22 protein-coding genes, 1 other RNA gene and 1 pseudogene are annotated in these 22,989 nt (G+C 41.1%); 17 read left to right on the top strand and 7 right to left on the bottom strand.

Annotated features, from left to right (window positions below):
• Window positions 1–77: 77 nt before the first annotated feature.
• Entirely contained in the window at window positions 78–842 is a 765-nt protein-coding gene (locus tag HHA43_RS11390; RefSeq protein WP_168461696.1) for a TauD/TfdA family dioxygenase, read from the top strand.
• A 39-nt stretch (window positions 843–881) separates the two neighbouring features.
• Window positions 882–1,727 (top strand): SDR family oxidoreductase, encoded by an 846-nt coding sequence (locus tag HHA43_RS11395; RefSeq protein ID WP_168418222.1) that lies wholly within the window; start codon window positions 882–884, stop codon window positions 1,725–1,727.
• A 10-nt stretch (window positions 1,728–1,737) separates the two neighbouring features.
• Here the strand turns inward: HHA43_RS11395 and HHA43_RS11400 are convergent, their stop codons facing one another.
• Complete coding sequence (locus tag HHA43_RS11400; protein ID WP_168418221.1) at window positions 1,738–3,057, bottom strand: sigma-54 interaction domain-containing protein; 1,320 nt, start codon at window positions 3,055–3,057, stop codon at window positions 1,738–1,740.
• Window positions 3,058–3,249: 192 nt separating this feature from the next.
• On the opposite strand from HHA43_RS11400, the gene HHA43_RS11405 reads away from it, so the two are divergent.
• The 7 genes from HHA43_RS11405 to HHA43_RS11435 all read left to right on the top strand — a co-directional run bounded on the left by HHA43_RS11405 (window position 3,250) and on the right by HHA43_RS11435 (window position 11,098).
• Window positions 3,250–3,933 (top strand): MBL fold metallo-hydrolase, encoded by a 684-nt coding sequence (locus tag HHA43_RS11405; protein ID WP_168461697.1) that lies wholly within the window; start codon window positions 3,250–3,252, stop codon window positions 3,931–3,933.
• Between the two features lie 48 nt (window positions 3,934–3,981).
• The gene (locus HHA43_RS11410; protein ID WP_168418220.1) at window positions 3,982–4,764 is read left to right on the top strand and encodes a sulfite exporter TauE/SafE family protein; all 783 of its coding nucleotides are present in this window, start codon (window positions 3,982–3,984) and stop codon (window positions 4,762–4,764) included.
• Window positions 4,765–4,904: 140 nt separating this feature from the next.
• Complete coding sequence (locus tag HHA43_RS11415; protein WP_168418219.1) at window positions 4,905–5,222, top strand: hypothetical protein; 318 nt, start codon at window positions 4,905–4,907, stop codon at window positions 5,220–5,222.
• A 331-nt stretch (window positions 5,223–5,553) separates the two neighbouring features.
• Window positions 5,554–6,615 (top strand): HlyD family secretion protein, encoded by a 1,062-nt coding sequence (locus HHA43_RS11420; protein WP_168418218.1) that lies wholly within the window; start codon window positions 5,554–5,556, stop codon window positions 6,613–6,615.
• Entirely contained in the window at window positions 6,612–9,374 is a 2,763-nt protein-coding gene (rbbA, locus tag HHA43_RS11425; RefSeq protein ID WP_168418217.1) for a ribosome-associated ATPase/putative transporter RbbA, read from the top strand. The genes HHA43_RS11420 and rbbA overlap by 4 nt, the downstream gene beginning before the upstream one ends.
• 1 nt (window position 9,375) lies before the next feature.
• The gene (locus HHA43_RS11430; protein ID WP_168418216.1) at window positions 9,376–10,503 is read left to right on the top strand and encodes an ABC transporter permease; all 1,128 of its coding nucleotides are present in this window, start codon (window positions 9,376–9,378) and stop codon (window positions 10,501–10,503) included.
• A 217-nt stretch (window positions 10,504–10,720) separates the two neighbouring features.
• Window positions 10,721–11,098, top strand: coding sequence for a hypothetical protein (locus tag HHA43_RS11435; RefSeq protein WP_168418215.1), 378 nt, complete (start codon window positions 10,721–10,723; stop codon window positions 11,096–11,098).
• Window positions 11,099–11,181: 83 nt separating this feature from the next.
• On the opposite strand, the gene HHA43_RS11440 is transcribed toward HHA43_RS11435, so the two are convergent.
• Entirely contained in the window at window positions 11,182–12,111 is a 930-nt protein-coding gene (locus tag HHA43_RS11440) for a LysR family transcriptional regulator (protein ID WP_168418214.1), read from the bottom strand.
• 182 nt (window positions 12,112–12,293) lie between these two features.
• On the opposite strand from HHA43_RS11440, the gene benE reads away from it, so the two are divergent.
• Window positions 12,294–13,499, top strand: a complete 1,206-nt coding sequence (gene benE / locus HHA43_RS11445; protein ID WP_168418256.1) for a benzoate/H(+) symporter BenE — start codon at window positions 12,294–12,296, stop codon at window positions 13,497–13,499.
• A gap of 150 nt (window positions 13,500–13,649) precedes the next feature.
• Here the strand turns inward: benE and HHA43_RS11450 are convergent, their stop codons facing one another.
• The gene (locus HHA43_RS11450) at window positions 13,650–13,892 is read right to left on the bottom strand and encodes a hypothetical protein (RefSeq protein ID WP_168418213.1); all 243 of its coding nucleotides are present in this window, start codon (window positions 13,890–13,892) and stop codon (window positions 13,650–13,652) included.
• A 72-nt stretch (window positions 13,893–13,964) separates the two neighbouring features.
• Here HHA43_RS11450 and HHA43_RS13295 point away from each other — a divergent pair, with 72 nt between their 5' ends.
• Together HHA43_RS13295 and HHA43_RS11455 are read left to right on the top strand one after the other, a co-directional pair.
• Window positions 13,965–14,099 carry a hypothetical protein gene (locus tag HHA43_RS13295; RefSeq protein ID WP_266095966.1) on the top strand — a complete coding sequence of 45 codons (135 nt, stop codon included), beginning with the start codon at window positions 13,965–13,967 and terminating at the stop codon, window positions 14,097–14,099.
• Window positions 14,096–14,341 carry an Lrp/AsnC ligand binding domain-containing protein gene (locus HHA43_RS11455; RefSeq protein ID WP_228278941.1) on the top strand — a complete coding sequence of 82 codons (246 nt, stop codon included), beginning with the start codon at window positions 14,096–14,098 and terminating at the stop codon, window positions 14,339–14,341. Before HHA43_RS13295 ends, HHA43_RS11455 begins: the two co-directional genes overlap by 4 nt.
• A gap of 18 nt (window positions 14,342–14,359) precedes the next feature.
• Here HHA43_RS11455 and HHA43_RS13245 read toward each other — a convergent pair.
• Window positions 14,360–14,470 (bottom strand): annotated as a pseudogene (locus HHA43_RS13245) (DUF4102 domain-containing protein); the annotation flags it as partial.
• A 167-nt stretch (window positions 14,471–14,637) separates the two neighbouring features.
• Window positions 14,638–14,997, bottom strand: a transfer-messenger RNA (tmRNA) gene (gene ssrA, locus HHA43_RS11460).
• A gap of 130 nt (window positions 14,998–15,127) precedes the next feature.
• Between ssrA and glpK the strand changes: the two genes are divergently transcribed.
• Entirely contained in the window at window positions 15,128–16,612 is a 1,485-nt protein-coding gene (glpK, locus tag HHA43_RS11465; RefSeq protein ID WP_168418212.1) for a glycerol kinase GlpK, read from the top strand.
• A gap of 122 nt (window positions 16,613–16,734) precedes the next feature.
• Here glpK and HHA43_RS11470 read toward each other — a convergent pair whose 3' ends face one another.
• Entirely contained in the window at window positions 16,735–18,093 is a 1,359-nt protein-coding gene (locus HHA43_RS11470) for an NAD(P)-binding domain-containing protein (RefSeq protein WP_104852384.1), read from the bottom strand.
• A gap of 663 nt (window positions 18,094–18,756) precedes the next feature.
• Complete coding sequence (locus HHA43_RS11475; protein WP_004975391.1) at window positions 18,757–18,963, bottom strand: hypothetical protein; 207 nt, start codon at window positions 18,961–18,963, stop codon at window positions 18,757–18,759.
• Window positions 18,964–19,357: 394 nt separating this feature from the next.
• On the opposite strand from HHA43_RS11475, the gene sbmA reads away from it, so the two are divergent.
• From sbmA to HHA43_RS11495, 4 genes are all read left to right on the top strand, one after another.
• A complete protein-coding gene (gene sbmA, locus HHA43_RS11480; protein ID WP_168418211.1) occupies window positions 19,358–20,554 on the top strand; it encodes a peptide antibiotic transporter SbmA in 1,197 nt (398 codons plus the stop codon).
• A gap of 253 nt (window positions 20,555–20,807) precedes the next feature.
• Window positions 20,808–21,764 carry a hypothetical protein gene (locus HHA43_RS11485; RefSeq protein ID WP_323126410.1) on the top strand — a complete coding sequence of 319 codons (957 nt, stop codon included), beginning with the start codon at window positions 20,808–20,810 and terminating at the stop codon, window positions 21,762–21,764.
• 61 nt (window positions 21,765–21,825) lie between these two features.
• Window positions 21,826–22,671: a hypothetical protein gene (locus tag HHA43_RS11490; RefSeq protein ID WP_168418210.1), complete on the top strand. Its 846-nt coding sequence runs from the start codon at window positions 21,826–21,828 to the stop codon at window positions 22,669–22,671.
• Window positions 22,668–22,943 carry a hypothetical protein gene (locus HHA43_RS11495; protein ID WP_168418209.1) on the top strand — a complete coding sequence of 92 codons (276 nt, stop codon included), beginning with the start codon at window positions 22,668–22,670 and terminating at the stop codon, window positions 22,941–22,943. Before HHA43_RS11490 ends, HHA43_RS11495 begins: the two co-directional genes overlap by 4 nt.
• Window positions 22,944–22,989: the final 46 nt, after the last annotated feature.

Raw genomic sequence — 22,989 nt, forward strand, 5'->3', positions numbered from 1 at the left:
GTTACACGCTTGGCAACAAGACATTAACAGAGTGCGAATTAGTCCTTGAGTATGTTTGAATACATTTTAAGGAACAGATGGATGTAAACACATTTAGTGGCTTAATGACGAATATTTGCCAAACGCTGACCTATGACCCTGCGCGGGAAAATGTGACTCGTCAATCTCAAAAGGTAGATGCAGGAACTCAAGCTATGGGGCTACATATTGAAAATGGTTCAACACCTATGCCACCCGACATCATTGCATTTTTTAGTGAAAAAAGTGCTTCACGTGGTTCTCAAACCACCTTATGTGATGGGCATGCAGTCTGGAAAAAACTGCCTGAAACGCTCAAACAGAAATTTTCAGAGCCGATGATTATTCGCCGTTATTTACCTAAACATACATGGCAAAAGTATGTAGCAACTGCATTTAATATTGCAGAGGTCGAGCAGGTTGGATTACAGGAATTGGCACGTTTTATTGAGATGATTCCTGGGCAACGAATTCAGCCTGCACATGATCAGGGCGTACTTTATGATTTAAGCATGCCCATGATTCGCCATGACAATTTAAAAGCTGTTCCAGCCTTTGCCAACACCTTGCTGGGGCCATCTTATAACTATGAAACACCGCATTTTTACTTTGCTGATGGTACTGAAATCCAAACGGAATTACTGGAAGAGCTGGCCGAGCGTTGTGAGCGTGAAACCTCTGAAATTGACTGGCAAGATGGTGATGTGGTCCTGATTGATAACAAACGCTTTATGCATGGCAGACGTGAAATTTTAGTGCCGCTGGAGCAGCGTAAACTGTATATCTGTATGGGTCTAGGGCTCAATCCTGAATTTGCAGTGTAAAGGCTGTGTGCCATTCCCTTAATATTTAGAGTGAATTTTATGTCAAATTTAAACGCCGTTATTTTTGGTGCAACAGGTGGCATAGGTCAGGCAGTTGCGCAACATTTTGCCGCACAAGGTTTGAACCTAATTTTGGTTGGACGCAAACAGCAAGCCTTGCAACAATTACAGGATGAGCTGTCACAACAGTATTCACAATTGCAATTACATACGATGCGTTGTGATTTGGCCGATGTCCAAAGCCGAGATCAGTTTGTGCAGACCATTGCCGCATTGAATCAGCCAATTCATTACTACATAAATAACGCGGGCATGAATGATTTTAGTTTGTTTGCACAGCAGACCGCAGAAACAATTGAACAGATGATGTTGGTGAATGTGGTGTATCCGTTGCAATTGATTCAAGCCCTGCTGCCGTATATGTCAGAGAGTCAACCCAGTCAGGTCATCAATATTGGCTCGACTTTTGGCAGCATTGGCTACCCAGGCTATGTCAGTTATTGTGCCAGTAAATTTGCGTTACGTGGTGCAACAGAGGCATTGGCCAGAGAGTACAGCAAGACGGCAATTCAGTTCAGGTATTTCTCACCACGGGCTACGGCTACGCCTATGAACAATTCTGAAGTGATGGAAATGAATATTAAAATGGGCACAAAAATTGATAGTCCTGAATTTGTGGCACAGGAGTTATATCAATTTTTGAATCAATCAGGGCAATCGTACCAAGTTGGTTATCCTGAAAAAATATTTGTGAAATTGAATCAGGTAATGCCGCATGTTGTGGCTGCGTCTATTCAAAAAGATCTAGACACCATTTACCACTATGCCGACAAAAGTAAAAAGCCAAGTCCTTTAAGTTATGCTGCCCAATCTAAAAAACCTTAAGTCATCTAAGTCATAAATGAAATTTTTTGCGATAACGCCATAAGGTGGTTCGGCTAACACCGAGTGCTTGTGCCACCAATTCAGTTTGACCTTGATATTTTTCCAATAGGTCTTGCAAGGTGTCTTTATCAACTTTTTGACTGCTTTTGATGGGCAGTTGAATTGGCTGTGGTGCTGTAGATGGTCTGGCTAAGTTCAAACTGGCATGCACAATTTCATCGGGTAAATCTTGTGGGTCAATTTGGGTTTTACCTGCCGACATAGTCAGTGCATACAGCAAGGTATTCTTTAATTCACGTACGTTACCCGGCCAATCATAATTCAGTAATACCGCCAAAGCTTGTTCAGATAAAGTCGGTGTGAGCTGAAACTGAGCCTGCTGTTGTTGCAAAATAAAGGCGGCAATTTCAGGAATATCCTGTTTGCGTTCTCGTAGTGGCGGCACAAAAATAGGGATAACTCTTAAGCGATAGAGCAAATCTTGGCGGAACCTGCCCAGTCGGGCTTCTTCACGCAAAGCACGATGTGTTGCGGTAATAATTCTGACATTCGATTTAATTGATTTTTCACCACCCAAAGGGATAAATTCGCCCGTTTCCAATACACGCAACAATTTTGCCTGTAGCTCTAAAGGAATTTCTGCAATTTCATCTAAAAACAAAGTACCGCCCGCAGCACGTTCAAATACGCCTTTATGTTCCCGAATTGCCCCTGTAAAAGCGCCTTTCACATGCCCAAATAATTCACTTTCTAGAATGTTGGCATTTAAAGCGGCACAGTTAATCGCAATAAAAACCTGTGCATGACGATGACTTCGTGCATGAATGGCTTGCGCCACCAACTCCTTGCCGCTGCCAGATTCGCCACGGACTAAAACTGGGAATTCAGTCACTGCAACTCGTTCAATAATGGAATACATATGCTGCATTTGTGGCGAATGACTATGGAAAAAATCTGTCAAATTACTGTTTGTCTGCTCGGATGCTGCTGTTGTTTTAAATACAGGTAGAGATACGACGGGCTGCATAAAAAATAAACGCCCACTCAAGTTTTCTGCACGAATACGAATATTTAAGTGGTGATAACTCAACGCTATGGAATTGTCTACTAATGTCAGGGTTCCAATAGGTTGTTGTAAATTCAGCAGTTGGTTTTTTAGGTTTTTTTCGATGCTGCCTGAAAATGTGGCCGATGCCTGAGCATATTCGTAGCACCATGTTTTGGATGCCTCATCATATATATACAGCCAACTGTCAGGGCAAAGTTGCTGTAAATGAAACAAAAAATCTTCAAGTTGAGCTTGCTGTTCAAAGTCATACATTGTCGTCATATTGTTTCATCTTTTGTTTCATTTTGGATTTAATTGAAACATGAAACGCAACAATTGTGAAACACACAGATGTAACTGAATTAGATAATGCATTTCAATATATTGTATTTTATTAATATATTAAAAATAGATAAAGTTGGCACTCTATTTGCAAAACTAAGCATAACAATAATTCAATACGGTACACAGCACATGATCTTTCATCAATTTTTTGAACCGGAAAGTTCAACCTACACTTATTTATTGGCTTCTGAACAAACCCGTGAAGCCGTACTCATTGACCCTGTGATTTCCGAGGTAGAGCAGTATGCGGCTTTTTTGGAGCAGCATAGTTTGCAATTGGTTTACAGCTTAGATACCCACGTGCATGCCGACCATATTACTGCGGCAAATACCTTAAGAACCCGCTTTGGTTGCAAAACTATTTTGCATCGTAATTCGGGTGTTGGGTGTGGTGATATTTTCATTACCGATGGTGCGGCCATTCGTGTCGGTGAGTTGCAGATTGAAGCACGTTATACCCCAGGTCACACCAATGCATGTACCAGTTATGTGGTGGATGGCATGGTGTTTACGGGGGATGCCTTACTGATTGATGGTTGCGGTCGTACAGACTTTCAAGAAGGGAATCCTGCTACTTTGTATGACAGTATCCACCTGCAAATTTTTAGCTTACCTGATGATACTTTGGTGTACCCAGGCCATGACTACAAAGGTCGTGTTTCATCTACCGTGGGACAGGAAAAACGCAATAACTCACGTTTGGGGCAAGGCCGTACCAAAGCTGAATTTATTACCCTTATGCAGAATTTAAACCTGCCTTATCCAAAACAAATAGATGTGGCTTTGCCTGCCAATCAGGTGTGCGGCAAGTGATGTGGATGTACTTAAAACGCCATACACGAGTGGAATAGGGGAACAGGCATGTGGATGTTAATTCTGGAAGGCTTGGTTATTGGGACTTTACTCGGGCTGACTGGGGCAGGGGGCGGTATTCTTGCTGTTCCTGCCCTAATGGCAAGCCAAGGCTGGACCGTTGCACAAGCTGCTCCCGTAGGATTATTGGCTGTCACTCTAGCTGCTTTTGTGGGCACAATTGAGGGATTATTCAAGCGAATTGTACGTTATCGAGCTGCATTGTGGATTGCCTTAATCAGTATTCCTTCAGCACGCTATGGCGTACATTTGGCAGGTATTGTGCCCCCTGTTTGGCTGACATTGGCATTCAGTGCGGTTATGTTCATTGTGGCTTATCGCATTTTCTTTAATAAGGTTAATGATCAGACCAATCCACCATGTAAGGTCAATCAAACGACTGGACGCTTAGTTTGGAACGCCAAAACAGCATCTTTGTTGGGCGGTGTGGGGATTATTGCAGGTTTGCTGACAGGCCTACTTGGAGTCGGTGGCGGCTTTGTGATTGTGCCGTTATTGCGTAAATTCACTGACTTGGATATGCGCAGCATTGTAGCAACATCTTTAATGATCATTTTTTTGATTGGTGGCGTCAGTATTTCTGCCCATGTTTTAGATGGTTTTCAGTATCCGACGATGGTCACCATGACGTTTGTCATAGCGTGTATTGTGGGGATGTTGTTGGGACGTGTTTTAGTTCACCGCATGAATAGCAATACGGTACAGAAAGTATTTGCCACCACGGTGATTGGCGTTGCATTGTATTTAATTTACAGCGCAATTATGGCTTAAGTCTAATATGAAGCGGCTAGGTTTTTATTCTGAACTACAGTATTGTGACTAGGTAACGTATTGTTAAGTGTAAGAAAAAGCACTAGACCTAGACCAGATTAAAGATTAGCTTAACTGTATAACATGACAAGGAGCCAAAAATGAAAAAACATTTATTTTGTGTGGGTGTCGAGTTTCGTAAAGCATCCGATGAAACAGGCTCTTATGCGTATTTGACTGCTTATTTAGGTGCAGATCATCTAAATGAAGCGATTGAGCGTGTGCAGAAACAACTAGAGCAAGAAGGCAATAAAATTTTATTTGTACGTGGATGTTGGGTGGTCGATGCCGATTGTGACGATGGTTTCTGCCCAACTGAAGAAAGCAATGCGGCTTCTAAAGCAGACCTGTTGTTCAATGATGAAATCTATTATGGCAAATTGCAGCAATGGTCAGCCAATAATGGTTATGAATACTAAGGGCTAGGCTGTTTAATTGATCTAACACAAAGTTTGATCAAACTAAAAAACCGCATTTAAGTCATGTTTTAAAATCATGTTTGAATGCGGTTTTGTTGTATCTAAATTGCTGTCAGATTTATTTTAAAGTTCATTTTTTAATGCGAAGCTCAGTTTTCATCTCAGGTCAATTCTGTGCTGCTAAATGAGCTCTTAAAATTCGTCTGAGTTCTAAAATGGTTTCCGATTTTTCATGAAGGGGCTGTAGTAGACAACATATTGCGAGTAACATTCGTGTTATAAAATAATTTTGAAAGATTTCTTTAGCACAAGTTTTTGGGTAATCACAAACATGAATATTAAAAAACTCACACTGGTGAGTGTAGTGGTGATTTTGGGTTTGGTGGCTTATTTGGTCTGGCAAAATATGACCCAATCCGATACAGAAGCTTTAGTCAGTGGTAATGGGCGAATTGAAGCAACTGAAATTAATATCTCCAGTAAATTAGCTGGCCAGTTAGAAGAAATCTTGGTGCAAGAAGGCGACTTTGTAGAATCAGGTCAAGTTTTAGCCCGTATTAAAGTGTCTGCTTTAGAAGCACAACTCCGTGAAGTCCAAGCCCAGCAGCGTCAGGCACAAGATGGCATTGCTACCGCAGAAGCGCAAGTCGCCATGCGAATCAGTGAAAAAGCTGCAGCGCAAGCCATGGTTGTTCAACGTGAAACTGAACTGGTTGCGGCTAAAAACCGTTTGGCACGAACTGAAATTTTGGCTAAAGATGGAGCATCATCAAAACAGCAATTAGATGATGAACGTGCAGATGTTAAAAGTGTGGCTGCGGTGTTGAGTGCAGCAAGAGCACAAGTAGACAGTGCACAAAGCGCAATTGTGGCAGCAAGAAGTCAGGTGTCCAGTGCACGTTCACAAGTCGATGCGATTAAGGCCACAGTAGAGCGGATTAATTTTGATATTGAAGATGCCCTGCTCAAAGCTCCATTAAAGGCACGTGTTCAGTTTTTGGTGGCACAACCCGGTGAAATGATTGCCGCAGGCGGGCGGGTCATGAACCTGATTGATCTGTCGGACGTTTATATGACCTTTTTCCTGCCAGAAACGGTGGCTGGCCGAATTGCCATAGGTACAGAAGTTCGTATTGTGCTGGATGCTGCTAAAAATGTGGTGATTCCTGCCCGTGTTTCTTTTGTTGCAGATACTGCACAGTTCACCCCAAAAACAGTGGAAACTGCAAGTGAACGTCAAAAACTGATGTTTCGAGTTAAAGCCAAAATTGATCCAGCTCTGTTGCAAAAGCACATTCAGCAAGTCAAAACTGGCCTTCCAGGTGTGGCTTATATCAAAGTTGATGAAAGTGCTCCTTGGCCTGAATTCCTAAGCAATCTGGTTAAATCATGACAGCATCATCTGCGCAAGGTGCAATTGTTGCCGACATTCAACAAGTCAGTCTGAAATATGGCAAAACTCAGGCTTTAACAGATATTTCTCTGTCTTTGCCTGCGGGTTGCATGATTGGTCTAATCGGTCCAGATGGCGTGGGTAAATCAAGCCTGCTGGCATTGCTGGCGGGTGCCAAAGTGGTTCAGCAAGGCCGTTTGATGGTACTCGGTGGTGATATTGCCGATGCAAAACATCGTAGAAAAGTTTGCCCACATATTGCCTATATGCCACAAGGGCTTGGGAAAAACTTGTCCAAAACTCTTTCGGTGGAAGAAAACCTACAATTTGTTGCCCGTTTGTTTGGGCATAATGCAGCAGAAAGCCGAAAGCGTATTGATGCACTGACCAAAAGTACAGGGCTGTATGACTTTTTGGATCGTCCCGCAGGAAAACTCTCTGGTGGGATGAAGCAGAAACTTGGCCTGTGCTGTTCCCTGATTCATGATCCTGATTTTTTAATTTTAGATGAGCCAACCACTGGGGTCGACCCTTTGGCACGCTCACAGTTTTGGGAGTTAATTAACCGTATTCGTCGTGTCCGCCCACAAATGAGTGTGATTATCGCCACAGCGTATATGGATGAAGCGCAAGGTTTTGACTGGTTAGCGATGATGGATGAAGGCAGAATCCTGAAAACTGGCAGTCCTGATGAGTTGTTGGCACAAACTGGTAGCCACAGTTTAGAAGAGGCCTATATCAAGCTTTTGCCAGAGCAAAAGAAACAGGGTTATGAACCAGTCGTTATACCGGCTTTACCGCAGCATGATTCAGAAGGATATGCGCTGGAAGCCAAAGATCTGACCGTTAAGTTTGGCGATTTTACCGCAGTCGATCATGTCAATTTTCAGATTCGTCGTGGTGAAATTTTTGGTTTTTTAGGCTCCAATGGTTGTGGCAAATCGACCACCATGAAAGTTCTGACGGGATTGCTGGAAGCTTCGGAAGGGCAGGCATGGTTGTTCGGACAACCCGTGGAAGGCAGTGATATAGCGACCCGTCGCCGTGTTGGCTATATGTCACAATCCTTTTCACTCTACAGTGAATTGACGATTACTCAGAACTTGGTGCTGCATGCCAAGTTATTTCATGTGCCTGCAGAGCAGATTGCATCACGTGTGCACGAGATGCTGCAGCGTTTTGACTTAAGTACTGTAAAAGACAAATTACCTGATGATTTACCGCTTGGACTGCGGCAGCGTCTGTCATTGGCAGTTGCTCTGGTACATCAGCCTGAAATTTTAATTCTAGATGAGCCGACCTCTGGCGTAGACCCCATCGCTCGGGATAATTTCTGGCGTCATTTGATCACTTTGTCACGTCAAGACGGGGTCACCATCTTTATTTCCACCCACTTTATGAATGAAGCAGAGCGCTGTGACCGTATGTCATTGATGCATGCAGGACGGGTCTTGGACAGTGCAGCGCCTGCACAATTAATTAAAAACCGCCAAGCGAGTTCATTAGAAGAAGCTTTTATTGGCTATCTGTTGGACGCAGGAGCAGGTGTTGGCGCTCAGACTGCGACAGAAGAAAAGGATGAACAGCAAGCTAGTGATCATCTATCTGTCAATACGCAGCAACCGAAGTCTAGTCGATTCAGCCTACAACGCCTGCTCAGTTATGCATGGCGTGAATCGCTAGAATTGGCGCGTGATCCGATTCGTGCGACCATGGCTTTGGTCGGGTCAATCATTTTGCTGTTGGTGATGGCACTTGGAATTACCATGGATGTGGATGATCTGACGTTTGCTGTGCTGGATCGTGATCAAACAGGTTTAAGTCAGAATTACACGATGAGTATCGCTGGCTCACGCTATTTTGTGGAAAAACCACCTCTGCAAAGTTATGAAGACCTAGACCAGCGCATGCGCAGCGGTGATATTGCTTTGGCGATTGAAATTCCACCCGGCTTTGCACGAGATGTGGCTCGAGGAGAGAACGTCAAGATTGGTGCATGGATTGACGGGGCTATGCCGCAGCGTGCAGAAACGGTTCAGGGCTATGTGCAAGGGATTCATGCTCATTGGTTAATGCAGCAAGCCTTGGAACAAAGTGGTTATAAATATTCCAGTGCGGTCAATGTAGAAACCCGCTTTCGTTATAACCCAGATATCAAGAGCTTGCCAGCAATGGCTCCAGCTTTGTTCCCATTATTAATTCTGCTCATTCCTGCAATGCTTACAGCACTGTCTGTGGTACGAGAAAAAGAACTGGGTTCGATTGTGAATTTGTATGTTACTCCAGTCACCCGCAGTGAATTCTTAATTGGCAAGCAAATTCCTTACGTGGTACTGGCCATGCTGAATTATTTCCTGATGTGCCTGATGATAGTGGTGTTTTTTGATGTGCCGATTAAAGGCAGTTTTTTGACGCTAACATTGGCATCTTTACTGTTTATTATTTTTTCTACAGCTACAGGTTTATTGGCTTCGGCACTAACCAAAAGTCAGATCGCCTCGATGTTTTTGGTGATGCTCGGTACGATGATTCCAGTGATGCAATTTGCGGGCATTATTAATCCCGTTTCTGCATTGGAAGGTTTTGGTCGCTGGTTTGGAGAGATCTATCCTGCGACACACATGATCAATATCAGCCGTGGGGTGTTCAATAAGGCATTGGGTTTTGAAGACTTGAGTCAGGGTTTCTGGATTATTCTGCTGTCCGTCCCCGTGATGATGTGTGCAGCAATCCTTGCACTAAAAAAACAGGAGCCCTAGGATGTTCAGACAGAAAATACAGAATATCTATCAGCTCGGTTGCAAGGAGTTGTGGAGTCTTTGGCGTGAGCCAGTCATGCTGATTCTTATCATTTACACCTTTACAGTGGCCATTTATACGGCTGCTACAGCCATGACAGACAGCCTGAATATGGCGCCTATTGCGATTGTAGATGAAGATCATTCAACTTTGTCTGAGCGGATTAGCTCGGCATTTTATCCACCTTATTTTATTCCGCGAACCACAGAACTGAATTACATGGATACTGGAATGGATGCAGGTGAATTTACATTTGCTTTAAATATTCCAGTGAATTTTCAGGAAGATGTCTTGGCGGGTAACTCGGCCGCAATTCAGGTCAATGTAGATGCAACACGTATGTCGCAAGCTATGATCGGGGCAGGTTATATCCAACAGATTGTACAGTCAGAAGTTAGTGAATATTTGCTGCATCATCGTGAAATGACCAGTATGCCAGTAGAGCTGGAAATGCGGGCACGCTTTAACCCAACACTAGACCAGAAATGGTTTGGCAGTGTTATGGAAATCATCAACAACGTAGCGATGCTGTCTATTATTCTGACTGGTGCTGCGTTAATTCGTGAGCGTGAACACGGTACGGTTGAACACTTGATGGTGATGCCAGTCACGGTGTTTGAAATCATGATGTCCAAAGTCTGGTCGATGAGTCTAGTGGTATTGATAGCGGCTTTTATCGGTCTGAAGCTGGTGGTACAGATGGCCTTAAACGTACCTATAGAAGGTAACTTGTTTCTGTTCTTCTTTGGTGCTTTGTTGACGTTGTTTGCCACCACTTCGATGGGGATTTATTTGGCGACTATGTCCAAATCCATGCCGCAGTTTGGCTTGTTAATGATGTTGATTTTGATTCCGATGCAGATGCTTTCAGGTGGCATGACACCGCGAGAAAGTATGCCTGAAGTATTGCAATATCTGATGCTGATTGCACCGACCACACATTTTGTTGAGCTGGCTCAGGCCATTTTGTACCGAAATGCTGGGCTAAATATCGTTTGGCCATCGTTTCTGTGGCTGATAGCAATTGCAATTGTGTTCTTTTACGTGGCGTGGAAACGCTTTAAAGATACGATTCATACCATGGCTTAAAGGTTTTAATTTGGTTTAGATCACTTTGATTTATTGATTAAAGCTTTTGATTACGGGACGGCAGCCTAAGAAATTTTTGTTTATTGGAGCAACGAGTAGGTTAGAATCATTCTAATGAGTGTTTTTTATACTGATTTACTTAGAGATAAACATAACACTTCATTTTCATAAGAAGTTAAATATTTTAATTATATTTGAATAGGTTAAGGGCTTTGATGTGACTTCACAATGTTATGTTTTGGCAGATTGTACCGACTTATATATTTTATTGGATCCTAAGGCACAAAACCTTACAGATTCTGAAAAAATGGTCATTCTACTGGAAATTGAGCAAGCACTTGCACAGGCTAATTTTGCAGCTAAGCATCTCAATTTACTGTGGGATGATGGCTTAACTCATGGAAAATTCACAATTTGGTCTGTGGATACACCTATTAAAGTTTTGTCTGCCGATGAAAAACATCAGCTGATTGCTGGCTCAACTTTATCTAGTTTTGTACTTCCTGATTATTTGCAACAACGGGCTCAGGAAGATCAACAGCTGATGGTTTTTCCAGAAGAATACTATATCAAAAGTCTATTAAACCTGCATTGATGCGGCTTATCGCTGTTGCACTATAAGCCGATCATTCTATTTTATTTTGGCTTTTCTTTTGCAAAGGATCTGCGCGTTGTTCATTATCGCTCAGGTAATGACCAAGGATAAAACACTGTTCCCGTTGCTTGTGCGGTTGTTCGCTCCTCGTTTTCTAATTCATGCAGAATTCGATAGATAATATTGGACACCAGTGACTGCTCATTCGACTTTTTCATAATGACAATCAGCTCGCGATAAAACTCTTCTTCCCCCAAGCGAATGACATTGATGTTGTTCTGCTGGTCACGCCAAGGCGCATTAAAGGGAATTAAGGCTACACCTAAATTGTTTTCTACCATTTTAACAATGGCTTCTACATCTTCAAGTTCAAGAAAATCCTGTGTTTCAATTTTATGCTTGCTTAAAAAATCAGAAACGATATTGCTGCCAAATGAAGAGCAGTCGTAACGTATAAAAGGGTAGCGGCTCAAAATTTCTTTATAATCTGTGAGCTTAACTTCTTTAGGAGTCACTAAAACAAAAGCTTCTTTACACAGCGAATAGTAGCTAAATTCTTTGGAAATAGGGAAGTTCGGTTTTATGATCACCCCTAGATTAATCTCGCTACTTTCTACCATATTGAGCAGGTTTGAAGACACACCTGGCAGAATTCGTACTTTGGCATAAGGTAAATATTCCTTAAACTTTTTCAATAATTGTGGGAAAAAGCCAGATTGAATCGAAGCAATCGCACCAATTTTAATCAAACCCTTATAATCAATCAGCGATTCAGGCTGCTTGATTTTTTCAATCAGCACCATGATTTCTTCTGCATATTTAATGACGCGCAGCCCCTCTACATTTAAATAGGCTTTGCGTCCGACCCGTTCAAAAAGTTCAAGATCAAGTTGCGTTTCTAAGGACTTTATTTGAGCGCTTACACCCGCTTGTGTTAAGCCAATCCGCTGTCCCGCAGCACTAAATGAACCGTATTTTTGGATAGCAATTAGCGTTTTTAATTCATTCAGCATCGCTAGCTCTTTATTTATAGATAAATATTGATTGTTAATTATATAGAAATAATTAGTTTTTAATTAATTTTATTTGTGAATAAGATGTCTTATCGCCCCAAAAAAGAGTGAAAAAAGATTTTGGGTTGCAAGGTAAATCGCAAATGACATAAGGAGTATGTGCTGTGAAAGATATTTTCAAAATGCTCAAACAGGATTGGTCTATTTCTGCCACAGTCGCAGGCTTCTTGGCTGTACTGATTTCATATTCAGGCCCTTTAATCATTTTCTTTCAGGCGGCACAACAGGCGAATGTCTCTTCATCTATGATGATTTCATGGATTTGGGGAATTTCTATTGGTGCTGCTGTTACAGGCATCTTTCTATCGATTAAATACAAAGCCCCGATTATTACGGCATGGTCAGCACCGGGCACGGCCTTATTAGTGACTTTGTTTCCTGATTTATCCCTGAGTGAAGCCGTTGGGGCATATATTACCGCTGCGCTTGCCATGTTGATTATTGGTTGGAGTGGATATTTTGATAAATTAATAAAAATGATTCCGCAAAGCATAGCCGCTGCCATGATGGCAGGAATTTTATTCCAGTTTGGTTTAGGGCTGTTTATTGCCAGTAATTCTATGCCTTATTTAGTGATAGGTATGTTGTTGTGCTATCTGATTGCCAAACGTCTTTCACCACGCTATGCCATCATTTGGGTGTTGCTCACTGGAATTATTCTTGCGGCAGCAATGGGACAAATAAACCCAGTCAACATGGATTTTTCACTCGCTGTACCACAATTCATTACACCTGAATGGACATTAACCTCAACCATCAACTTTGCGATCCCTTTGATTTTGGTCAGTCTGACGGGGCAATTTTTACCTGGAATGGCCATTCTCAAGTTGAGTGGGTATGACACACCAGCTAAACCCATTATTAGTACAGCGAGTATTGCTTCATTAGCGGTGTCTGTGGTGGGTGGAATTAGTATTGTACTGGCTTCAATTACAGCGGCTTTGTGCACCGGTAAAGATGCCCATGAACTTAAAGAAAAACGCTATATTGCAGGGGTTGCCAATGGACTGTTTTACATTTTAGGTGGTCTGTTTTCAGGCAGTATTGTGATGCTATTCAGTTTACTGCCAAAAGAATTAGTCGCTGCGCTTGCAGGACTGGCCTTATTGGGTGCAATTGCCACCAATATAACTGCAGCAATTAAAGACGAAAATCACCGTGATAGTGCGCTAATTACCTTTCTTGCCACCGTCTCTGGCATGAGTTTTTTAGGACTAAGTTCTGTATTTTGGGGTATCTGTATAGGTTTGATTGCACACTTTATTTTAACCAAACGTGACAAAGCCGCTGTAACGCATGCGCAATTAAAAACTATTGAAACAAAATGATAGGCCAATCAAGTCTGCATCATAAACCAATAATATTGGGGGGAATAAGTGGAATGAGTCACTTGAAATAGGAAGGAGAGGTAGGCCACCAAAGTTAATGAGTGGCCTTTAGATTAAGCATCGCTTTGGTCAAATAATGCAGCGTCCCGATTATTTTTCCTGAAATTTTAATTCAACCTGATAATCGTCTTGGGTCACTTTTATTTTATGGTCTTTATATTTACGCTTACTTGGAGAAAGGGCAGAGCTCGTGACCTCTTTATGGAATTCACTGTCTGACATAAAAAAGTAGTAGGCTTTATAACCCAATAAGATTTTATCTATCTTTTTCCCTTTTTTCTCTGCAGTACGAATGAGTCCATTTAGATAATCTAAGCTGATGTTCTCTGACATTCCCAAACCCTCGAAAATAAAGTTGCATTATCACACGAGGTATAAGCGAGTTTTATTACAAATTGATGACACGTGTATTGGGGGGTATCGCCATGTTTACGTCGTGTTCGTATTTTGGAAGAGGCGGGCATTATTCAGCAATATACTGCTTTGATTGATGCAGAAAAGGTTGGGAAAAGTTTGACCCTGTTACGCGTATTTGGTTGATTGGACAAGATATTGAAACAGTACAACGTTTTACCGATACGATTCAGGCGCTACCTGAGGTTGTAGAGTGTCATTTAATGGTGGGAGACTGTGACTTTTTATTGAAGATTGTGGTGTCAAATATTGAAGAATATCGGCAGCTACAGATTAAGCATTTAAAGAGAGAAAATTCAGTACAAAATATTAAAACCGAAATTCCAATGCAAAAGATCAAACAAACTTCGGCTGTGCCTTTAGACTAAACATTCGATGTAAAGTGTACGAAAATATAAGCCGTTGCCGTCTAGCTCCCGATATTCTTTTAATTCAGGTTCAAGATTGGCTAGGACTGTATCCGACATAGGACCGCGTTTTATTTCATTTCTTTTCATGGCTTGTACACCAGTGAGTTCAATAAAATGTGCAATGTACACGGTATATGTACACTGTAGCTAGTTATGTTTAGTTATGTTTAGGCAAGAAAAAAGGCTTAAATCCTTTAGATTCAAGCCTTTATCTTAATAAAACACGCATATTTTGCCATGTTTTGTTAGGTATATGGTGGAGGTGGCGGGAGTTGAACCCGCGTCCGCCAACACTACACTCGAGAATACTACATGCTTAGATATCGTCTATTGTTTTAACACTTAAAGACCCGACGAACAGGGTTAAAAGTGCGATCCTCTAAGTTTGGTATAAAGCCCCGAGGCTTGGCTCTATACGGACTTGTGTGCGTGCGCTTCAGTCGGGTTCACTGACCACAAGTATTCAGTGAAGCGGACAAGCTGCCCTTAGGCAGCTAGAGCGTAAGATTCGTCGTTTGCGACTATTTTAATGCAAATTTTATTTACGAGAGAAAATGCGCTCTCGGCATGCATCTATGAGCTTCATCATCAGCGTCGAAGCCAATAACACCCCCATATCACAACGCAATCATAGCATAGCTGGCAAAAATTACGATGTATTTTCTGCACAATTACACATTTCAATGCGCTTAATTACATAATTGCGCTAATATTTTATTTTTCAAGCCAAACACAATAAAAAATATGAGTTATTTATTAGCACTCGATCAAGGCACGACTTCCAGTCGCGCTATTATTTTCAATGAACACGGACAAGTTCAGGCTACAGCACAACGTGAAACCCACATTCAGACGCCACATTCAGGCTGGGTAGAGCAAGATGCCCAAGAAATCTGGTCAAATCAAATTGCAGTGGTGCAACAGGCTTTGGCTACAGCAGGAATTTTAGCCAAAGATATTCGTGCAATTGGCGTGACCAACCAACGTGAAACGACTGTAGTGTGGGATAAACGCACGGGAAAACCACTGGCCCCTGCAATTATCTGGCAAGATCGACGTGCTGCAGACTGGTGTCATCAGCTCATTCAAAATAACCAAATGCAATTGATTCAGGAAAAAACAGGTTTGCGTATAGATCCGTATTTTAGCGCAGGCAAACTGGTTTGGTTACTTGAGCATGTCGATGGGCTGAAAATTTTGGCACAACAAGGGCATGTGGCCTTTGGCACCATCGACAGTTGGTTAATCTGGAATTTAACCCAAGGCGCTGAACATGTCATTGAGGCAAGTAATGCTTCAAGAACAATGTTGATGAACTTACATCATCAAACTTGGGATGAAGACTTACTGGAACTGTTTCAAATTCCAGCATCAGTTTTACCTAAAATTATTGCATCAGACAGTTATGTTGCAGACACCGCAACTGGCTTATTGGGTGATAATATTCCAATCACAGGTATTTTGGGTGATCAGCAAGCAGCTTTATTTGGACAATCTTGTTTTGAGGTAGGTACAGCAAAAAATACCTACGGTACAGGCTGTTTTATGTTGTTCAATACAGGCAATCAGGTGCAGTTTAGCCAAAATAAGTTACTCACCACTCTGGCATGGCAATGTCAAAATGAAACCCATTTTGCCCTAGAAGGCAGTGTCTTTATGGCAGGGGCAGTGGTGCAATGGCTGCGGGATGGTTTAGGGATTATTCAAAAAAGTAGCGATGTAGAACAACTCGCCAATAGTGTAACTTCTAGCGATGGTGTTGTGTTAGTCCCTGCATTTACAGGGCTTGGTGCGCCACATTGGGACAGCGAAGCAAGGGCACTTTTATGTGGCATGTCACGTGGTACCAATAAGGCGCACATTGCCCGTGCGGCATTGGAATCTATTGCATTTCAAGTGTCAGATGTACTCACCGCCATGCAGTCGGACTTAGATCATCCTCTGAAAGAATTGCGGGTCGATGGTGGTGCCAGTCAAAATGATATGTTGATGCAATTCCAAGCCGATATTTTAAATGTACCTGTGTTGCGTCCTAAAATGCTGGAATCTACCGCTTGGGGTGCTGCTGCTATGGCTGGTTTAAGAGCAGGCGTATTTTCTGACCTATCTGAAATTTCGGCATCTTGGCAATTAGATCGAGTGTTTGAACCTCAAATGAAAGAGGCAGAACGGGCTGAGCATTTACTGCGTTGGCAACAGGCCTTAAAACGTGCCAAGTCAGATTTATAATTTGAACAGCAATTAAGTTTAGATATTTAGATAAATCCTTAAACAACAAACCCCATGCGCATAACGTATGGGGTTTTTTTGATTTTTTACGGTCTAGGGTGATGGCTTTTTGTGTTTAAGCCTTACATTGCCTCACGTTGAGCTTCATCTTCTAGATAACTTTCCAAAGAATCATCTAGTGCATATAACCATGGTGTGTGATGCGGTTTAGCCATTTTTCCTGTCATCACTGAGCGATAGACTTTATCTCTAAAGCCCATAATATTTTCTTTTTTATGCTTTTTCCATTGCATGAAAATATCATGTACTGCATCAATATTGAATGATGGATAGTCGGTCTGCGCAATCAGGCGTTTGATGTAATCCCCTTGAAAACGTGCAGATTGTTCATCGCTCATTAAGCGTTGTTCTTTTTCATGCAAGGTTTGGGTATGGCTTTGCATTTCGTCTATGCTTGGCAACGCAATTTTGCCCAAAATCACATCACGGACAAACCATGCCTGCGCATCGAACATATTGAAGGTGTACCATTGATCTTGCATGCCTAAATAGAACAAACGAGGATTCTTTTCCCAAACCACACCTTGATATAAACCTAGTGGATAAAGGCAGTTATGCGTTCTGAGGCGCAAGCCATCTTCAATAAACGGGAAGTGGTGTAAATAGCCCGTACATAAAATAATGGCATCAATTTTGGCCGATGTTCCATCACCAAAATAAGCAGTATTTTCATCTACACGCAGTAATTGTGGTTTTTCAGACCAGTTTTTGGGCCACTTAAAGCCCATGGCTTTACTGCGATAGCAACTGTAAATTTGTTTGGCGCCGTATTTATAACATTGCGAACCAATGTCTTCGGCAGAGTAGCTGCTGCCCACCAACAGCACTGATTTACCTTTAAATTCCAGTGCATCACGGAAATCATGCGCGTGTAAAATACGACCATGGAATTGATCAAAGCCTTCATAAACAGGGACACGCGGGGTAGAAAAGTGCCCAGAGGCCACCACAACATAATCAAACTGTTCTGAATAATGACGTTGCTGTGCGTAATCTTCGACATCAACCGTAAATTTTTGCGTCGCATCATCATAATGAATATGCTGAACGGCGGTATTAAAGCGGACTAAGTCTTTCACCTGTGCTTTTTCTGCACGACCTTGAATATAATCCCACAGTACTGCACGTGGCGGATAAGACGCGATTGGTTTTTTGAAGTGTTCATCAAAAGTATAATCGGCAAATTCTAGCGCTTCTTTAGGGCCATTTGACCATAAATAACGGTACATGCTGCCGTGGACAGGTTCACCATGTTCATCTATACCTGTGCGCCAAGTATAGTTCCAGAGTCCACCCCAATCATTTTGTTTTTCGAAACATACAATTTCAGGAACTTGTAGACCTTTGGCCTTTGCTGACTGAAACGCTCTTAATTGGGCCATGCCGCTTGGACCAGCGCCAATAATTGCAATTCGATCCATTGCTATCTCCATTAGTTTTGAGTTCTTAATTACCTCTCCAATTTTGAGTGTCACAATTCAGGATTTTTAAATATCCGCATTATTAAAATAAGCAAATACAATCCTAAATTTAGAGATCAGGTAGACCCTGTCAAAATAGGATGTGAATTAAAAAAATAGAAAAATAAAATACACAAAAGACAGTAAAAATTGCTTAAGCAATTCATCTTTATAAAAAAATGTGTTTTACAAGAAGCATGATCTTATCATAATTTTTGATTAATTTTGGTTTTGCTTAGTTGTAAAAGTGAATTTAAAGTCATTGCTGTTGTTGTTTTGGTTTGATTAATTGGTATATTTTATTGATTTTTATAGAGAAAATAAGATGAAAATTTAAAGCTAATTTTTATCTCATTTTGCCCAATATAAAGGTGATTTTGATGAGATTGTTGCAAAATCTACAATGATATACAGAGGATTGAAAACTGAATCTTAGGCAACATTTTCAGAGAGCCATACCCGAAGTGGACTTCTGAAAAATTAAAAGGATGCTGTGATTGATAGGTGTAATGAAAGTTTAGTTTTTATAAGCCATGAAAGCAGTAGCGTATTTATCAAGCTTTATCTAATGATTGAATGTGCTTTGCGTACATTCAATCATTAAAGTTTGTGGCGACTCAGTAATTAAAGTTTACGCCACACCTTATTTTCATCTTCTAAAGAGACAGTAAAGTTAAATTCGTCGTCTACGGTAACCAAGTAGGAGTTAGGATTAACCAATAAAACTTTTAAAATTGTACCTTGCTCGAATTCAATTGGTGCGCAGTTTTCTTTACGTAGAACAATAGGTTCAAGTAGCTCAATAGCAATGTTTTCTGTTGGAGATTCCATACCGCACCCTAAATGAGTTATTTTTAATCAACTGTATTATATAGTAAATTGATGAATAATCTACACAAAATCGTAAATTTGTGTCGGGTTAAATATTTTGTACTTGAATTGTTGGTCAAAAAATCGCAATAAATTTGCCCAATACTTCATAATTTGACATTTTAAAAATATAAGAAATTGAAATTTGATGTAATTTCTTAGATGAATGGCAAATGAACAGCGCAGTAAAATATAGCCGATTGATGAAATTTACAGTTTTCAGTATAAAAATAAAATTATTGCTGAAAAAACAGCGTATAAAGTATAAAAGTTAAAGTATCCATTCACGCTTTTTTAAGTGGTGAAGGCACTGGGTTTTACATTCCAAATTAAAAAATAAAGGCTTTTTGTCTGCATGTTTAAGTCATTTTTTCCAAATCCAAAATGGTTTTTTATTTCACTGTTGCTGTGGTTTAGTATCAACCTCGCTTTATGGTATTCGGGCGGTAGTGCATGGGGAAGCTGGATTGGCTTTCCTGAAGGATATGCAGAGGCCGAATTACCCATTGGTGTCAGCCGTTTTTGGTCACCTGCTTTTTTATGGTTTTATCTGTGGTTTTTTGTGGCAACGACGCTGTTTGCCATTTTCTGGAAAACTAAAGCAAATCACCCATGGCAGCGTTGGTCTGTATGGGGTTCAGCCTTTATTTTGTTCAATATTTGGTTTGGCGTTCAAGTCAATGTGGTGGTGAATGCTTGGTACAACCCATTCTATGATCTGATTCAAAAAATGCTGAGCAATGGCGGGGGCGATGTCAATGAACTCTATGCAGGTGTTTTGACCTTTTTGTATGTGGCGATGGTGGCTGTGACCTTAATGGTCTTTAATCTATTTTTTGTGAGTCACTATGTGTTCCGTTGGCGTACAGCCATGAATAATTTTTACACGGCACACTGGGAAAAATTACGTCATATTGAAGGGGCATCACAACGTATTCAAGAAGACACCATGCGTTTTGCTAGAACCATGGAAACTTTAGGAGTCAATCTGGTAGAAGCCTTTATGACTTTATTGGCCTTTTTACCTGTTTTATTCAGCTTGTCTGTGCATGTCAAAGCATTGCCTATAGTGGGGGAAATTCCTTATGCGCTGGTTTGGGCTGCAGTGGGGTGGGCGGTATTTGGTACATTGGTGTTAATTGTGGTGGGTGCGAAGTTACCAGGTCTGGAATTTAATAACCAGAAAGTTGAGGCGGCTTATCGTAAAGAATTGGTTTATGGTGAAGATCATGCCGAACGTGCTGACCCACTCAGTTTAAAAGAATTGTTTAGCAAAGTACGTTTTAACTATTTCCGTTTATATTTCCACTATGCCTATTTTAACTTGGTACGCATTTGGTACATGCAATTGGACAATATTTACGGTTTATTTGTGTTATTCCCAAGTATTGCCGCAGGTGCAATTACTTTAGGTTTGATGATGCAAATTTCCAACGTATTTGGCAAAGTACGTGAATCATTTCAGTATCTGATTGCATCTTGGCCAACCATTATTGAGCTTTTATCTATCTATAAGCGTTTAAAGGCTTTTGAATCGACCTTAGATCAATAATGATGTAGCTCTAGACCTGTTCAGATAAGTCGCAGAAATGCTGTGCACTTATCTGAACAAATGTATGAAAATAATACAGGTGTTGTGGCACAAAATTATAAAAAACTGTGATGGGTTGTATTTTTTGCTCAAAATATTTAACTTAGCTCAACTTAATTCAAGATTAATCGACCATAAAAACAATGTGTTGGATTTGTTATTTTCAGCCAATTCATATATTTTCATTCATATAAAAACAATTGAGAATTGAGACGTGACCTGCAAAAAAATACTTTTGATGGGTGGGATTGGCAGCCTCTTATTTGGTTGCACAACAGTTGATCAATTTAGCCCAAATTCGGTTAAGCATTTTGCATCTCCCCAAGAACTGATTGTTCAGAAAAATTTAAATCAGCCCAGTGGTGCTGCCAAAGAATATGTCTACTATTGGGGACCGCAGCGTAAAGATCAACCTGCTGAATCTATGGTGCCGCGTAAATATATGGGCAGCTATTGCCAGTCGCAAAATGGACGTTTAACGCTTGCCTACAAAAGCTCCATGAGCCTCGTCAAAAATGCATGGTCGAAAAAGCTACTCAATACCTATAGAGATGTCAAACAGGGCATTGGTGCTTACCGTTGTGTACGTAGTCAGGGTGGAAGTTGGATTGTTTCAATTGAGCCTGTTACTGAAAGAAAACTTGAACAACGTGGTGAAGCCCGTGTGGTGAGTTTACTCACAAAAATGATGACTGAAGACGAAGCACGCCGTTTTTACCGTGCCGCAAGCACTTCCAAAACAACCAAGGCCACAACAACGCCCGCTAAAGCAAGTAGTAGCAACAAAAAGGTAGAAGAAAAAGAAAAGTCTGAGGAAAAGAAAGAAGTTCTGAGCCTACCTGCTAAAACTGCCGCACGTGTTGTAGAAACCCCACAGCAGCAACAAATGCGTTTATATGTCGCAGCACGTCGAGACATCAATAGTGGTCGTAATCAGGTCAATGCCTGCAACAATGCACAACGTGCCTACAACTATGGCAAATTACAAGGAGCAGAAGGAACACGTATTTATACAGAATCTGGCATGCTGGTGGCACGTTGTTTAACCAGTGTGTCAAGTTATCGTAGTCGTTTTCCAAACGCGGAAGTGCAAGCCAAGCGTATTTTGCAGAATTTAGCCAAAAATTATAATCATGCAGGCGCAAAAAATATGTTAAATCAAATGAAATAACCAACTCCTAGCTTTATAAGCTGGGTTTTCAAATGAATTGAGTCATTTAAAAGAAAGCAAAATGAAAAAAGAAAACACAGATCAGCGTGTAGATACGGGGACTTATTTTTCACGCATGCTGTTGAATGAGATGGTCGATGAAATTACGGTGGATTTAAGCGCGACACCGTATTTTTTTAATGAACGGGGCAAGCCACATTTCACCGCACTGAATAAAAGAATTCAGAGAACTTTGCTTAAGAGAGAAGCTGTGACAGCAGCTGATTTAAGTTGTTTAGCACCCATTCGGGTTCGAGCAAAAAATCAGAAAAAAACCAAATGGGGTGTGATCACAGAACTTGATTTTCCTGAGGTTACACAATCAATTGTTTATCAACCTTTCAAAATCACACCAGAATTGGCAGCAGCTTTTGGTATGCATTTGATTGGACAAGGCAAAAGTATCAAGATTGAAAATCAGTACGACATCGTCAGTTATTGTGAATACAAATACGGAAAATTTGCAGCCTATGCCAATCCATATTTAGACACAGCACCTTCAGGGCAAGATCGGACTTTATTTCCTACAATTTGCACAGATTTAGAAGGACATAATTTTCCGCATTTGTTTGTTTCCTGCGACCCTTATTTGGACTTAGTGATTTCTGTTGGGATATATGACACCAAACAGCAAACTTTAGTCGTGGCAGATTTATGGATTCCTGCGGGCTATGCAGTCTATATTGCACCACAAAAAATTGATGATACGACTGAAAAAATATTTCTGCATAACAACCGAAATAGTGCAAATGCCTGCTGGGGTAGTAATGTCATGCATGAGCAGATTAAGACACATACTTTGCTTGATACACAAGGCCGTATTCATTGGTTTTGGAATCGACTACCAACGGAGCATCCACAGTTATGAAGTTAAAACATTTGCTGCATAGCACTATTAAAATTTCAGGATTCTGTGTATTGGCTTTATTCAGTTTTAATATTTCTGCCAAAAGCCTGAAACAAGCCACTGCGCATGATTATGTGACAGAGCGTTATTATTTGGGGCTAGATTCTAATCGTGCTATAGAGGAACAGATGACTCGAGCCAGACTCAGGAGCGATGAGCGCGAGCAAATCCGTGTTTTGTGTGTAGATGTTCGTAAGTACTATGGTAATCCTCCCATAAATAACCGAAGTTAAAAGTAGAGGTTAAGCAGCCATTAGAGGTGGCTTTCCTTTGTTAGCT

It is taken from the genome of Acinetobacter sp. A2, assembly GCF_012371325.1.
In the GTDB taxonomy this organism is placed as follows: Bacteria; Pseudomonadota; Gammaproteobacteria; order Pseudomonadales; family Moraxellaceae; genus Acinetobacter.

Coding starts and splice junctions, on each gene's coding strand:
- HHA43_RS11420 (WP_168418218.1), top strand. CDS start 5,554: ATGAATATTAAAAAACTCACACTGGTGAGTGTAGTGGTGATTTTGGGT.
- HHA43_RS11430 (WP_168418216.1), top strand. CDS start 9,376: ATGTTCAGACAGAAAATACAGAATATCTATCAGCTCGGTTGCAAGGAG.
- benE (WP_168418256.1), top strand. CDS start 12,294: ATGCTCAAACAGGATTGGTCTATTTCTGCCACAGTCGCAGGCTTCTTG.
- HHA43_RS11440 (WP_168418214.1), bottom strand. CDS start 12,111: ATGCTGAATGAATTAAAAACGCTAATTGCTATCCAAAAATACGGTTCA.
- HHA43_RS11405 (WP_168461697.1), top strand. CDS start 3,250: ATGATCTTTCATCAATTTTTTGAACCGGAAAGTTCAACCTACACTTAT.
- HHA43_RS11415 (WP_168418219.1), top strand. CDS start 4,905: ATGAAAAAACATTTATTTTGTGTGGGTGTCGAGTTTCGTAAAGCATCC.
- sbmA (WP_168418211.1), top strand. CDS start 19,358: ATGTTTAAGTCATTTTTTCCAAATCCAAAATGGTTTTTTATTTCACTG.
- rbbA (WP_168418217.1), top strand. CDS start 6,612: ATGACAGCATCATCTGCGCAAGGTGCAATTGTTGCCGACATTCAACAA.
- HHA43_RS11400 (WP_168418221.1), bottom strand. CDS start 3,057: ATGACGACAATGTATGACTTTGAACAGCAAGCTCAACTTGAAGATTTT.
- HHA43_RS11470 (WP_104852384.1), bottom strand. CDS start 18,093: ATGGATCGAATTGCAATTATTGGCGCTGGTCCAAGCGGCATGGCCCAA.
- glpK (WP_168418212.1), top strand. CDS start 15,128: ATGAGTTATTTATTAGCACTCGATCAAGGCACGACTTCCAGTCGCGCT.
- HHA43_RS11475 (WP_004975391.1), bottom strand. CDS start 18,963: ATGGAATCTCCAACAGAAAACATTGCTATTGAGCTACTTGAACCTATT.
- HHA43_RS11495 (WP_168418209.1), top strand. CDS start 22,668: ATGAAGTTAAAACATTTGCTGCATAGCACTATTAAAATTTCAGGATTC.
- HHA43_RS11410 (WP_168418220.1), top strand. CDS start 3,982: ATGTGGATGTTAATTCTGGAAGGCTTGGTTATTGGGACTTTACTCGGG.
- HHA43_RS11450 (WP_168418213.1), bottom strand. CDS start 13,892: ATGTCAGAGAACATCAGCTTAGATTATCTAAATGGACTCATTCGTACT.
- HHA43_RS11490 (WP_168418210.1), top strand. CDS start 21,826: ATGAAAAAAGAAAACACAGATCAGCGTGTAGATACGGGGACTTATTTT.
- HHA43_RS11395 (WP_168418222.1), top strand. CDS start 882: ATGTCAAATTTAAACGCCGTTATTTTTGGTGCAACAGGTGGCATAGGT.
- HHA43_RS11390 (WP_168461696.1), top strand. CDS start 78: ATGGATGTAAACACATTTAGTGGCTTAATGACGAATATTTGCCAAACG.